This is a genomic window from Kineococcus rugosus (genome assembly GCF_050871975.1).
Taxonomy (GTDB): domain Bacteria; phylum Actinomycetota; class Actinomycetes; order Actinomycetales; family Kineococcaceae; genus Kineococcus.
On sequence record NZ_JBJLSJ010000003.1, the window covers coordinates 83,602 to 95,973 of the forward strand.

Consider the following 12,372-nt stretch of genomic DNA (forward strand, 5'->3'; position numbering starts at 1 on the left):
CGCTGCGGCGGATGGGTTTCCTGACGATCGGGTCGTTCGACCCGGCCGACCCCGGGCCCGGCCACGAGACGACCCTGCGGGTCGTCGAGCTCGGCGAACGGCTGGGGTTCGACAGCGCCTGGCTGCGGCACCGGCACCTGCAGCCGGGGATCTCCTCCCCCGTCGCCGTCCTGGCCGCGCTCACCCAGCGGACGTCCCGGATCCACCTGGGCACGGCCGTCACCCCGCTGGGCTGGGAGAACCCGCTGCGGCTGGCCGAGGACCTCGCGACCGTCGACGTCCTGGCCCGGGGGCGACTGGAACCGGGCGTGAGCGTCGGACCGCCGATGCAGTTCGAGCACGTCAAGGCGTCCCTGTACCCCGACACCGCCGACGTCGAGGACTTCAGCTACGAGCGGGTGCTGCGGCTGCACCGGTTCCTGCGCGGGGACGAGGCCAGCGACTTCGCCGGCACGCAGGGCATCGAGGTCTTCTCCGACCGCGTCGAACCGCACTCCCCCGGCCTGGCCGACCGGCTCTGGTACGGCGGGGCCAGCCTGCGCTCCGCGCAGTGGGCCGGCGCGCAGGGCCTGCACCTGCTGGCCTCCAGCGTCGTGCGGGCCGAGGACGGGTCCACCGACTTCGCCGCGATCCAGGCCTCGCACCTGCGGGCCTTCCGGGACCTGCACCCCACCGGCCGCACCTCCCAGGGGCTGGTCGTCATCCCCACCGACTCCGCGACGCCCGCGCAGGTCGAGAAGTACCGGGCCTACGTGGAGCACCGCTCCGCGCGGGTCGGGGTCCCGCAGGGCCCGGGCCGGCTGCTGTTCGCCCAGGACCTGCTCGGCCGCTCCGACGAGATCGCCGACCGGCTGTGGGCCGACGCCGGGTTCCAGCTCGTCGAGGAGGTCGTGTTCGCGCTGCCGTTCGGGTTCGAGCACGAGGACTACGTGCAGATCCTCACCGACACCGCCGCCCACCTCGGCCCCCGGCTGGGGTGGGCCCCGGCCTCATGACGGGCGCACCCGCGCCGGGCGGGCGCCCAGGGCCGCGGCGGCCACGACGACGGCCAGCACGAGGAAACCCCCGCTGAGCGACGTCGCGGCCGCCACCGCGCCCAGCACCACCGGGCTCACGGTCGAGCCCAGGCCCTTGGCGACCGAGTCGGCGGCCGTGACGCTGCCGCGCAGGTCCGGGTGCCAGCCCACCAGGACCGCCGGGCTCAACGGCATCAGCACCCCCAGCACCGTCCCCAGCAGCACCAGGGTCACGAGCAGCCCGGCCACCGCCCAGGCCCCGGAGAACGCCACCACGACGGCCAGCACCGCGCAGGCCAGCGGCAACGCCGGGTAGGCGCAGCCGAACAGCTGCACGGCGCTGCGCCGCGACAGCGCGAACTGGTTCAGGCCCGCCCCCAGGAACACCCCGGCCGGGATCACCACCGACAACGCGATGCGCTGCGCCAGCGGCGGGGACAGCTCCTCGGCGAGGATCCCGACGGCGTAGTGGGTGGCCTGGATCGCCCACCCGACCCCGGCTGCCGCCAGCAGGAACCCGGCCGTCCGGGGCACCCGCAGCGCGGCGGCGCCCTCGCGCAGCACCGTGCGCAACCGCACCCCCGGGGACCGGCCGCCCGCGCGGTCCGCGGCGCGCGGCAGGCGGCGGGCGATGACCGGGGCCAGCGCGAGGACGAGCACCCCGTACCCCACGACGGTCCACGACCACACGTGCGGCCGCCCCAGCCCCGCGGCGGCCGCCCCGACCCCGAGGCCGACCATCGCCCCCAGGCTCGTGAACGTCTGCAGGCGGGAGAACCCCCGTTCGCGCGCCGTCCCGTCGTCCCGGTTCGCGTCGGCCACGACCACGGAGGCGCACAGCACCAGCGCGCTGTTCGTGACCCCCGACAGCACCCGCGCGGCGACGATCCCGGCGAACCCCGGTTCGAGCAGCAGCGACGCCGACAGCAGCACGTTGGCGGCGACCGCGACCGGCAGCACGCGCCGGGGGGACACCAGGTCGAACACCGGACCGAGGACGACCGTGGCGAGCGCGGCAGCGGCCGCGTAGACGCCGACCGTCAGGCCGACCTGGCCGACGCTCAGCCCGAGGCGTTCGCCCAGGACGAGCGAGACGGGGGTGAACCCCAGCTGGGACAACGGGGACAGCGCCACCAGGAAACCCGGGAGCACCCCGAGCCGCGGACGTCCGGGGTTTCGGGGCACGGGCCCGACCCTAGGGTCCGGCCGGTGCCCCCGCGCGGTGGCGCGGGGGCAGCGACCTCACTTCTTGGCGTTCTTGTCCTTCGCCTTGTCCCCGGCGGCGTCGGAGGACAGCGCGGCGATGAAGGCCTCCTGGGGCACCTCGACGCGCCCGACCATCTTCATCCGCTTCTTCCCCTCCTTCTGCTTCTCCAGCAGCTTGCGCTTGCGGGTGATGTCCCCGCCGTAGCACTTGGCCAGGACGTCCTTGCGGATGGCGCGGACGTTCTCGCGGGCGATGACCCGCGCGCCGATCGCGGCCTGGATGGGCACCTCGAACTGCTGGCGCGGGATGAGGTCCTTCAGCTTGCCGGCCATCATCACGCCGTAGCCGTACGCCTTGTCCCGGTGCACGATCTGGCTGAACGCGTCAACCTGCTCGCCCTGCAGCAGCACGTCGACCTTCACCAGGTCGGCGGCCTGGTCGCCGTCCACGTCGTAGTCCAGGGACGCGTACCCGCGGGTGCGCGACTTCAGCTGGTCGAAGAAGTCGAAGACGATCTCGGCCAGCGGCAGCCGGTACCGCATCTCGACGCGGTCCTCGGACAGGTAGTCCATGCCCTGCAGGTCGCCGCGGCGCTGCTGGCACAGCTCCATGATGGCGCCGATGAAGTCGGCCGGGGCCAGGATCGTGGCACGCACGACCGGCTCGCGGACCTCGGCGATCTTGCCCTCGGGGAACTCCGAGGGGTTCGTGACCTCCACGACCCGCTTGTCCTCCAGCGTCACCTCGTACGGCACGCTCGGCGCCGTGGAGATGAGGTCGAGGTTGAACTCGCGCTCGAGGCGCTCGCGGACGATCTCCAGGTGCAGCAGGCCCAGGAAGCCGATGCGGAACCCGAAGCCGAGCGCCACCGACGTCTCGGGCTCGTAGACCAGCGCGGCGTCGTTCAGCTTCAGCTTGTCGAGCGCGTCGCGCAGCAGCGGGTAGTCGGAGCCGTCGATCGGGTACAGCCCGGAGAACACCATCGGCTTGGGGTCCTGGTAGCCGCCCAGGGCCGTCGTCGCGGGTTTCGCGGCGTTCGTGACGGTGTCACCGACCTTGGACTGCCGGACGTCCTTCACGCCGGTGATGAGGTACCCGACCTCACCGACGCCGAGCCCCTTCGAGGGGGTCGGCTCGGGCGAGCTGACGCCGATCTCCAGGAGCTCGTGGGTCGCCTTCGTCGACATCATGGCGATGCGCTCGCGGGGCGTGAGCATCCCGTCGATGACCCGGACGTACGTCACGACCCCGCGGTAGGTGTCGTAGACCGAGTCGAAGATCATGGCGCGGGCGGGCGCGTCCGCGTCGCCCACGGGCGCGGGGACCTGCTTGACGATCTCGTCGAGCAGCAGGTCGACGCCGACGCCGGTCTTGCCCGAGACCTTCAGGCAGTCCTCGGGCTGGCAGCCGATGAGCTTGGCCAGTTCCTCGGCGAACTTCTCCGGCTGCGCGGCGGGCAGGTCGATCTTGTTCAGGACCGGGATGATCGTGAGGTCGTTCTCCATGGCGAGGTACAGGTTCGCCAGGGTCTGCGCCTCGATGCCCTGCGCGGCGTCGACGAGCAGCACCGCGCCCTCGCACGCCGCCAGCGACCGGGACACCTCGTAGGTGAAGTCGACGTGCCCGGGGGTGTCGATCATGTTCAGGACGTGGTCGGTGCCGTCCAGGGCCCACGGCATGCGCACGGCCTGCGACTTGATGGTGATGCCGCGCTCGCGCTCGATGTCCATCCGGTCGAGGTACTGCGCGCGCATGGCCCGCTCGTCGACGATGCCGGTCAGCTGCAGCATCCGGTCGGCCAGCGTCGACTTGCCGTGGTCGATGTGGGCGATGATGCAGAAGTTGCGCAGCAGCTCCGGCGCGGTCGCGGCGGGTGCCGGTGCGTCGGCGGCTCTCGGGGACACGGGTGGGGGGCACCTCTCGATCGGTCGGGCAGGCGGTGCCCATCGTCGCACGTCCGGGCGCACCGGTGTCCGGGGACGGAACCGCGCGGCACGGCCCGGCGTCCGAGCCGCACGGTCACGGCGACCGCCCCGCCCCGGAGGTGTCCTGTGCGCTCCCCGACCCCACCCGCACCCGCCCGCGCCGCCCGCCGGCGCCGCCGCCGCCGCCGGCTGCTCCCGGCCACCGCGCTCGCCCTGACCCTGCTGCTGGGGGCCGCGGCGTGCAGCGGCTCCGGGTCGGACTCCTCCTCGGGGTCCTCCGGGGCCCCCGGCGCCGCGCCGCAGGGCGTGCAGGACGCCGGGGGCGGGTCCGTCGCGGCGGAGGCCGGCGGCGCCGACGCCGCGGGGACGCAGCCGGGGGCGGTGGTGGGCCCGGGCACGGCCGGGGAGGACCGGGCGGTCGTCTCCACCGCCACCCTCGCCGTCCGGGTCCGGGACCTGCCGGCGGCGGTGGGAGCCGTCCGCGAGCGCGTCGCCGCGGTCGGGGGCCTGGTCAGCGCCAGCACCACCGGCGGGGCGGCGGGCGCGGGGACCGCGCACCTGACGCTGCGGGTCCCGGCCGCGGAGTTCGAGGGCACCCTCGACGCCGTCGCGGGCCTGGGGCAGGAGACCGACCGCACGACGAGCGCCGCGGACGTCACGGCCGAGGTCGCCGACGTCGAGAGCCGGGTCACCTCCGCCGAGGCCGTCCTGCGGACCTTCCGCGACCGGCTGCCGCTGGCGACGACCGTCCCCGACGTCCTGGCCGTCGAGGGCGAGATCGCGCGGCGGCAGGCCGACCTGGAGGCGCTGCAGGCCCGCCGGCGCGCGCTGGCCGACCAGGTGGCGCTGTCGACCGTGGACGTGGACCTGGTCCGGGGCGCCCCGCTGGACGCCGTGCAGGCGCGCGACGAGCCGGGGTTCACCGGGGGCCTGGCCGCCGGGTGGCACGCCCTGGGGGAGGTCGTGCGGGTGCTGTCGGTCGCCGTCGGCGCCGTGCTGCCGTTCGCCGTGCCGCTGGCCGCGGTCGCGGTCCCGGGGTGGGTGCTGGTGCGCCGGCGCCGCGCGCGGGTCGCGGGCGGGGTCGGGGGCGGGGTCGGGGTCGGGGGCGGGGTCGGGGGCGGGGTCAGCGGGACCGTCCCGGACTGATCCCTTGACGGCGACCCCTCCGTCACTGACTGTGTTCAGGTGATGACGGCGCAGCTGCTGTTCCTGGTGGGGACGGTGCTGCTGCTGGTCGCCGGGACCGGCAAGGTCCGCCACCCCGCCGGGACGGCCCGGGCGCTGCGCACCCAGGGGCTGCCGGCCCACCCCGCGCTGGTGCGGGCCCTGGGGCTGGCCGAGGTGGTGGTCGCCGCGGGGTCGCTGGCGGGCTCGGCCGCCGCGGCGTGGGCGAGCGCCCTGGCCCACGCCGGGTTCACCGGGTTCGTCCTGCTCGCCCTGGTCCGGCGCCGGCCGGCGAGCTCCTGCGGCTGCTTCGGCGAACCCGACCTGCCCCCCACCGGCGCGCACGCCGCCCTCACCGCGGCCCTCGCCCTGGCCGCGGGCGCGGCCGCCGCCGCGGGGACCCGCGGGCTGCCGGCCGTCCTGGCGCTGCGGCCGGGCGAGGTCGTCGCCCTCACCGCCGTCACCGGCCTGGTGCTCGCCCTGAGCCTGCTCGTCCTGACCGGGCTGCCCCGCCTGGTCGCCGCCCGCCCACCGACCCGGAGGTCCCTGTGAGCACGACCGTCACGATCCTGCTGGCCGGGCTGACCCTGGCCGTGGTGCTGCTCGCGGTGCTCGTGGCCGGGCTGCTGCGCTCGCACGCGGAGATCCTGCGGTCCCTGCACGCCCTCGGCGCGGGCCGCGAGGACACCGCCCCCGGGGCCCGCACGGACCTGCCGTTCACCGTGGGCCGGGGCGTCGTCGAGGCCGCCGGTCCCGTGGGCCTGCAGGGGTCGGCCATCGCCGGGACGACCCCGCAGGGGGACGCGGTCCAGGTCGCCGTCGGGGCCGGCGGCACGAACACCCTCGTCGCGTTCCTGTCCAGCGGGTGCCTGACGTGCCAGCGGATCTGGTCCCGGCTCGCCGACCCCGCACCGCTGGCGCTGCCCCCCTCGACGCGGCTGGTCGTGGTCACCCGCGGCGCCGAGGCGGAGTCCCCCAGCACCCTGGCCGCCCTGGCCGCCGGGCCGGTCGCCCGCGGCGTCGACGTCGTCCTGTCCACGGCGGCGTGGGAGGCGTACGAGGTGCCCGGCTCGCCGTACTTCGCCCACGTGGACGGCAGCAGCGGCCGGGTCACCGGGGAGGGCAGCGCGACCGACTGGGAACAGGTGGAGCGCCTGGTCGGCGAGGCCGCGGGCGACGGGGCCCTGCGGGGGCACCGGCACGACGGGCCGCACGACCACGACCACGACCACGACCACGACCACGGGCGCGACGGGCGCGGGGGCGGCGCCCACCGCGAGGCCCGCGCGGACGCCGAGCTCCTCGCCGCGGGGATCACCCCCGACCACCCCAGCCTCGGGCTCACGGCCGCGGACCGGCGGCGCTGATGGACCCGCTGGTGGGCCCGCTGGGGGACCCGGCCACCGCCGCCCTCGTCCTGGGGGTCCCCACGGCCGCCGTCGCGGCGCTGCGGGCCCTGTGGTCGCCTTGAGGCGAGTCGATGCTCTCGAGCATCACCCCGCTCGGGGAGCGGGGGCGCGCCAGCCGGTGGTCGGTCACGGTCACCGCCCACCTCCTGGGGTCCGCCGCGGGGGGCGCCGTCCTGGGCCTGCTGCTCGGCACCGCCGGCCTGCTGCTGCCGACGCCGGTCCCCCTCGCCGCGGCGCTGCTGGCCGCAGTCGCGACGGTGGCGGCCGAGGCGGGCCGCTGGCGGTGGTTCCCCAGCTGGCACCGGCAGGTCGACGAGGACTGGCTGCACCGGTACCGCGGCTGGGTCTACGGCGTCGGTTACGGCGCTCAGCTCGGCGTCGGGGTCGTCACGATCGTCACCTCCCCCGTCCTGTACGTGGCGATGGCGTTGATGGCCGCCACCGCCGGGCCCGGTGAGGGCGCCGTGCTGGGTGCGGTGTTCGGCCTCGTGCGGGCGCTGCCGCTGCTCACCGTCCGGTCGGTGACCACCCCGGGACGGCTCGCGGCCGTGCACCGGCGGCTGGAACGGCTCGCCCCGTCCGGCCGGCGGGTCAGCGCGGTGTGGTCGGCGGCGGTGGCCGTGTGCTCGCTGGTGCTGCTGGGAGGGGTCCTGTGAGGCTCGACGCGCACGGCATCTCGGTCGACGCCCCGCGGGGGTGGGAGGTGCGGATCACCCGCCGCGCCCCCGAGGGCCACGAACCGGGGTCGCACCGGCGGCCGGTGCTGCACGCCGCGACGGTCCCGCTCCCGGCGGTCCGCGGCGACTTCGGCGGCGGGGTCACCGGCACCCTCACCGGCGGGGACGTGTTCGTCAGCCTCTTCGAGCAGGACCCCGCCGCGGCGCGGACCGCGCTGTTCGCCGACGAGGGGTTCCCCGTCCCCGCGCTCGCCGACTTCTCCCCGAACCGGCTGCAGCGCAGCATCCCCGGCCAGAGCGGGGCCCAGTGGTTCTTCCACGTGGGCGACCGGGCGTTCAGCCTCTACGTCGTCCTGGGTTCGCACGCCCGCCGCGCGGAGCTGCTCGGGGTGCTCGTCCCGCTGCTCGGATCGGTCCAGCTGCCCGGAGGTCCACCGTGAAGGTCGTCGACGAGGTCCTGGCCACCGTCACCGGGTTCCTGGCCACCCGCACGAGCCGGCGGGGTTTCCTGGCCCGGACCGCCGTGGTGGGCTCGGCCCTCACGGTGAGCCCGTGGGGTTTCCTGACCCGCCCGCAGACGGCGTACGCGGCGGTGTGCGGCATCGACTCGACCTGCTCGTCCGGGTACACGGTGTTCTGCGCGACCGTCAACAACGGCGTCAACCGCTGCCCTCCCGGTTCCCTGGTCGGCGGCTGGTGGAAGTCCGACGGGTCGGGTTACTGCTGCGGCGGCGCCCGGTACTACATCGACTGCCACAGCTACTGCTCGTGCGGGTGCGGCGGCCGCCGGAAGTTCTGCGGCGAGGGCTGCCGGAACTGCTCGTGCGGGTGCGGCCCGGCCGGGCAGTGCGACCAGCGCAAGGTGTGCTGCAACGAGTTCCGGTACGGCCAGTGCAACCAGGACACCGGCTGCACCGGGCCGGTGTGGTGCCGGGTCGTGACCTGCACCCCGCCGTGGCGGATCCCGGCGTGGAACTGCACGACGACGTCGGCGACCGACCAGCGCACGAACGCGCACACCGCGCCGGCGCTGCGCGACTGCACCCCCATCGGCCGCGAGTACACGGCGATCGGCGGCCCCGGCAGCGTCCTGGGCGAGCAGCGCACCCCCGAGCTGGGGACACCGGGGCCCGGCGGGACGTACCAGTTGTTCGACCACGGCTCGATCTACCACTCCCCCGGCACCGGGGCGCACGAAGTGCACGGGCTGATCCTGGAGAAGTTCGGCGACCTGGGCTGGGAGGCGGGCGTCCTGGGGTACCCGACCACCGACGAGCTGAGCACCCCCGACGGCCGCGGCCGGTTCAACCACTTCGAGCGGGGCTCGGTCTACTGGACGCCCGGGACGGGGGCCAACGCGGTCGTCGGGGCCATCCGGGAGGCGTGGAAGGCGTGGGGCTGGGAGGCCGGCCCGCTGGGCTACCCCGTCACCGACGAGCTGGGGACCCCCGACGGCCGGGGCCGCTTCAACCACTTCCAGGGGCGGCGCACCGGGGGGTCGGTCTACTGGACGCCGGCGACCGGGGCGCAAGTGGTGCTGGAGGAGATCAGGGACGCCTGGGCCCGGCTCGGCTGGGAGACCGGCCGGCTGGGTTTCCCCGTCACCAGCCAGGCCGCCACCCCCGACGGCCGCGCCCTGTACAACCACTTCGAACGGGGCTCGATCTACTCCTCGCCGGCCACCGGCGCGCACGCCGTGGCCGGTGCCGTGCGGGACCTGTGGGCCGCGGCGGGCTGGGAGACCGGGCCGCTGGGGCTGCCGACGACGGACGAGACCGCCGTCGCCGGCGGCGGCTCCCAGGACTTCGAGGGCGGGTCGGTCTACCTGTCACCGGCCACGGGCGCCCACACCGTCACCGGCCCGGTCCGGACCGCCTTCCGCAGCGCCGGCGGCCCGGCCCGCTGGGGGTTCCCCGCGGCCGAACCCGAGACCGCCGGCGGCGGCCGGGTGCGGCAGCGGTTCGAGCGCGGGACGGCGGTGCTGACGACGGCCACCGGGGCGGTGATCTTCGGCTGACCGCGCCGGGGGCGCTCACCACGGCCCGACGGTGACGACCAGCCAGCGCCGGAACGCCTCCGTCCACTGCGCCGTGTGCGGGATCGCCCGCTGCCCGAACCCGCCGCGGGCCACCCCGTCGGCCAGCCCGACCCCGTGCCCGCCCTCGGGGTAGACGTGCAGCTCCACCGGCACGTCGTGCTCGGCCAGCACCCGCGCCCAGGCCAGGGCGTTGGGCAGGCCGGGCCGGTCCTGCGCCGTGGCCCAGACGAACGTCGGCGCGGTGCCCGCGTCGACGTGGTGCACCGGAGAGAGCTCCGCGGCCAGCCCGACCGCCCCGCCCAGCAGCCCCGCGACCGCCGCGGCGGGCAGCAGCGCGAGGTCGGCCAGGCCGTAGGACTGGACGTGGAAGGCCGGCCGGGGCACGGCCGCGGGCGGCGGCTCGACGCTCAGCACCGCGCCGGTGGCCAGCAGACCGGCGAGGAGCCCGCCCGCGCTGGACCCGATGACACCGGTGCGCGTGCGGTCCGCGCCCGCCAGCAGGTCCCCGGACTGCAGCACCGCGAGCGCCGTGCGGGCCTGCCGGAGGGCCAGCGGGAAGGGGTCGGGCCGCAGCCGGTAGCGCAGGACGACGGCCCCGAGGCCGAGGGAGTTCAGCCAGCGGGCGTAGCCCTCGCCGTCGTGGGCGGTGTGCTCCCGGAACCCGCCGCCGGGCAGCACCAGCACCGCGGGGGCCCCGGGGACGGGGAACCGCTGCACGTCGAGGTCCACCCCGTCGACCACGACGGTGGTCCCGGCGCCGGTCTCGGCGCCGGTCACAGCGGGCCCAGGGCGTCGGTGCGGGCGGCGGGCAGGTCCAGGGCGTCCAGCACGGTCGTCAGCTGCCTCTCCTCGTACCGGAAGTGGTTCTCCACCAGCGCCTCGACGCCGTCGAGGTGGCGGGCGAGGTCGTCGGGTCCGGCGCCGCGATCGACGGCGTCGGCGAGCCCGGCCAGCAGGTGCTGGAGCGTGGAGTGGTCCTGCTCCAGGGACCGCAGCACGGGCCGCAGCCGCGGGTGGGCGGCGGCGATCGCGGGGAACAGCGTGCGGTCCTCGCCGCGGTGGTGGCCGTCGAGGGCGGCGCAGAACCCCCGGCAGTGCAGCAGGAGGTCACCGGCGGTGGGCGCGTCCAGTCCGTCGCGGGCCAGGCGCAGCGCCTCGCGGAGTCGTTCGTGCACCTGGTGCAGTTCGCGGCCCCAGGCGGTGAGGCGTTCCGTCCCGCGCTCAGTCACGCGGGGACGGAAGGGGGCGACGGTCCACGTCGGGCTCCCTCGGTCCGGCGCCTCCATGCCTGGGACGGTCTCCCACCGGCACGCGACGCTGGTCCCGATGCTACCGACGGTGACCGTTCCCGTCACGGGTGCGGGCGGTGCGGGCCACGGCGCGTGTCGTGGGTCCGGCACATCCGCTGGTAACCTTGACGATGCCTTCGCTCCGTGCGGAGGTCACGGTCTCCCGCCGTCCCCTCCCGGTGTCCCCACGCCGGAAGTCCCCGGTGGAGCGACCGCCCTCTGACACTGATCACCGATCGACAGGAAGACGGAGCACGTGGCCAACATCAAGTCGCAGAAGAAGCGCATCCTCACCAACGAGAAGGCGCGCCTGCGCAACAAGGCCGTCAAGTCGGAGCTGCGCACCGTCGTGCGCCACTTCAAGGAAGCCCTCGCCTCCGGCGACTCGGCCAAGGCCCAGGCCGCGCTGGCCCTGGCGAGCAAGAAGCTCGACAAGGCCGTGAGCAAGGGCGTCATCCACAAGAACCAGGCCGCCAACCGCAAGTCGGCCATCGCCAAGGCCGCGGCCAAGGCCTGATCCACGGATCCTCGCTGAGGGCCGGTCCCCGTCCGGGGGCCGGCCCTCGGTGCGTCCGGGCCCGGTTCAGCGGCGGGCCGCGGCCACCACCCGCACGGCCCGCTCGAGCGCGTGCTCGGCGTGGGCGCCGCCGCCCTTGACCGCGTGGTCGGCGGCCGCGACGGCCAGGATCGCGTCGGCCAGCCCCTGCGGGGACAGGTTCCGCACCTCCCGCTGGGCCTTCTCCACCAGCCACGGCGCCATCCCGAGGTCACGGGCCAGGTCGGCGGCCCGGCCCCGGCCGGCGGCGGCCACCTTCGCCAGCTGCCGCAACCGGGACGCCAGCGCGGCGACGACCACGACGGCGGGCACCCCGGTGGCGGCGGCGTGCCGCACCAGGACCAGCGCCCGCCCCTCCTCCCCCGCGATCGCGGCGTCGGCGACCTCGAAGCCCGTCGCCTCGCGCCGGCCCCCGTGGTAGCGGTGCACGGCCTCCTCGGTGACCGTCCCGTCGGTGTCGGTGAGCAGCTGGTCGACCGCGGCGGCCAGCTCCCCCAGGTCGCTGCCCAGGGCCTGCACCAGGGCCCGCGCGGCCTCCACGTCGATGCGGCGGCGCGCGCGGCGCACGTCGGCCAGGACGAAGTCGACCTTCTCCTGGTCGCGCTTGAGCGGCTGGCAGGACACCTCCGCGACGCCGGGCACCGCCCGGGCGGCGTCGAGGACCTTCTTGGCCTTGTTCCCGCCGCGGTGGCGCAGCACGAGGACGACCGAGTCCACCGGGGCGCGCAGGTACTCCAGGACGTCCTCGACGAAGGCGTCGGCCGCGGCGTCCACCCCGTCGACCAGCACCAGGGACCGCTCGTCGAACAGCGACGGGGACGTCCACGTCGCCAGCTGCCCCTTCTGGTAGCCGGCCGCCGCGACGTCGGTGCGCTCGAAGGCCGGGTCCTGCTCGCGCACGCGCGCCAGCAGCGCCGAGAACGCCCGGTCGGCCAGCGCCTCCTCGGACCCGGCGAGCAGGACGACCGGCGCGGGGGCCAGGTCGTGGGGGGTGACGGTGTTCTCGCCGCCCTTGGCGGCGGCGGACCGGCTGCGGCCCGCGGTGCGGCTCTTGCTGGACGGCTGGGCGGCGGGCACGGCCACACTGTCGC

At 75.9% G+C, this 12,372-nt stretch carries 13 protein-coding genes; 8 read left to right on the forward strand and 5 right to left on the reverse strand.

Annotation, left to right across the window (positions count from 1 at the left end):
- The first annotated feature begins 11 nt into the window (after positions 1–11).
- Positions 12–995, forward strand: a complete 984-nt coding sequence (locus ACRYM6_RS02455; protein WP_432541013.1) for an LLM class flavin-dependent oxidoreductase — start codon at positions 12–14, stop codon at positions 993–995.
- On the opposite strand, the gene ACRYM6_RS02460 is transcribed toward ACRYM6_RS02455, so the two are convergent.
- A complete protein-coding gene (locus tag ACRYM6_RS02460; RefSeq protein ID WP_432540897.1) occupies positions 990–2,201 on the reverse strand; it encodes an MFS transporter in 1,212 nt (403 codons plus the stop codon). The genes ACRYM6_RS02455 and ACRYM6_RS02460 overlap by 6 nt on opposite strands.
- 57 nt (positions 2,202–2,258) lie before the next feature.
- Complete coding sequence (gene lepA, locus ACRYM6_RS02465; protein ID WP_432540899.1) at positions 2,259–4,127, reverse strand: translation elongation factor 4; 1,869 nt, start codon at positions 4,125–4,127, stop codon at positions 2,259–2,261.
- Positions 4,128–4,274: 147 nt separating this feature from the next.
- On the opposite strand from lepA, the gene ACRYM6_RS02470 reads away from it, so the two are divergent.
- The 6 genes from ACRYM6_RS02470 to ACRYM6_RS02495 all read left to right on the forward strand — a co-directional run bounded on the left by ACRYM6_RS02470 (position 4,275) and on the right by ACRYM6_RS02495 (position 9,415).
- Entirely contained in the window at positions 4,275–5,294 is a 1,020-nt protein-coding gene (locus tag ACRYM6_RS02470; protein ID WP_432540900.1) for a DUF4349 domain-containing protein, read from the forward strand.
- A gap of 42 nt (positions 5,295–5,336) precedes the next feature.
- Positions 5,337–5,864, forward strand: a complete 528-nt coding sequence (locus ACRYM6_RS02475) for a MauE/DoxX family redox-associated membrane protein (RefSeq protein ID WP_432541015.1) — start codon at positions 5,337–5,339, stop codon at positions 5,862–5,864.
- The gene (locus ACRYM6_RS02480; RefSeq protein ID WP_432540902.1) at positions 5,861–6,679 is read left to right on the forward strand and encodes a hypothetical protein; all 819 of its coding nucleotides are present in this window, start codon (positions 5,861–5,863) and stop codon (positions 6,677–6,679) included. Before ACRYM6_RS02475 ends, ACRYM6_RS02480 begins: the two co-directional genes overlap by 4 nt.
- A gap of 113 nt (positions 6,680–6,792) precedes the next feature.
- Positions 6,793–7,377 (forward strand): hypothetical protein, encoded by a 585-nt coding sequence (locus tag ACRYM6_RS02485; protein ID WP_432540903.1) that lies wholly within the window; start codon positions 6,793–6,795, stop codon positions 7,375–7,377.
- Complete coding sequence (locus ACRYM6_RS02490) at positions 7,374–7,838, forward strand: hypothetical protein (RefSeq protein ID WP_432540904.1); 465 nt, start codon at positions 7,374–7,376, stop codon at positions 7,836–7,838. Before ACRYM6_RS02485 ends, ACRYM6_RS02490 begins: the two co-directional genes overlap by 4 nt.
- Positions 7,835–9,415, forward strand: a complete 1,581-nt coding sequence (locus tag ACRYM6_RS02495; protein ID WP_432540905.1) for a twin-arginine translocation signal domain-containing protein — start codon at positions 7,835–7,837, stop codon at positions 9,413–9,415. The genes ACRYM6_RS02490 and ACRYM6_RS02495 overlap by 4 nt, the downstream gene beginning before the upstream one ends.
- A gap of 15 nt (positions 9,416–9,430) precedes the next feature.
- Here the strand turns inward: ACRYM6_RS02495 and ACRYM6_RS02500 are convergent, their stop codons facing one another.
- Together ACRYM6_RS02500 and ACRYM6_RS02505 are read right to left on the reverse strand one after the other, a co-directional pair.
- Entirely contained in the window at positions 9,431–10,213 is a 783-nt protein-coding gene (locus ACRYM6_RS02500; protein WP_432540906.1) for an alpha/beta hydrolase, read from the reverse strand.
- Positions 10,210–10,665 (reverse strand): hemerythrin domain-containing protein, encoded by a 456-nt coding sequence (locus ACRYM6_RS02505; RefSeq protein ID WP_432540907.1) that lies wholly within the window; start codon positions 10,663–10,665, stop codon positions 10,210–10,212. The genes ACRYM6_RS02500 and ACRYM6_RS02505 overlap by 4 nt, the downstream gene beginning before the upstream one ends.
- A 316-nt stretch (positions 10,666–10,981) precedes the next feature.
- Between ACRYM6_RS02505 and rpsT the strand changes: the two genes are divergently transcribed.
- Complete coding sequence (rpsT, locus tag ACRYM6_RS02510) at positions 10,982–11,242, forward strand: 30S ribosomal protein S20 (RefSeq protein WP_432512567.1); 261 nt, start codon at positions 10,982–10,984, stop codon at positions 11,240–11,242.
- A gap of 66 nt (positions 11,243–11,308) precedes the next feature.
- On the opposite strand, the gene holA is transcribed toward rpsT, so the two are convergent.
- Positions 11,309–12,358 (reverse strand): DNA polymerase III subunit delta, encoded by a 1,050-nt coding sequence (holA, locus tag ACRYM6_RS02515; RefSeq protein WP_432540908.1) that lies wholly within the window; start codon positions 12,356–12,358, stop codon positions 11,309–11,311.
- Positions 12,359–12,372: the final 14 nt, after the last annotated feature.

What these genes read in the sequence shown, in the direction of transcription:
- ACRYM6_RS02455 (WP_432541013.1), top strand. Translation starts at nt 12, where the DNA reads ATGGGTTTCCTGACGATCGGGTCGTTCGACCCGGCCGACCCCGGGCCC.
- ACRYM6_RS02475 (WP_432541015.1), top strand. Translation starts at nt 5,337, where the DNA reads ATGACGGCGCAGCTGCTGTTCCTGGTGGGGACGGTGCTGCTGCTGGTC.
- ACRYM6_RS02485 (WP_432540903.1), top strand. Translation starts at nt 6,793, where the DNA reads ATGCTCTCGAGCATCACCCCGCTCGGGGAGCGGGGGCGCGCCAGCCGG.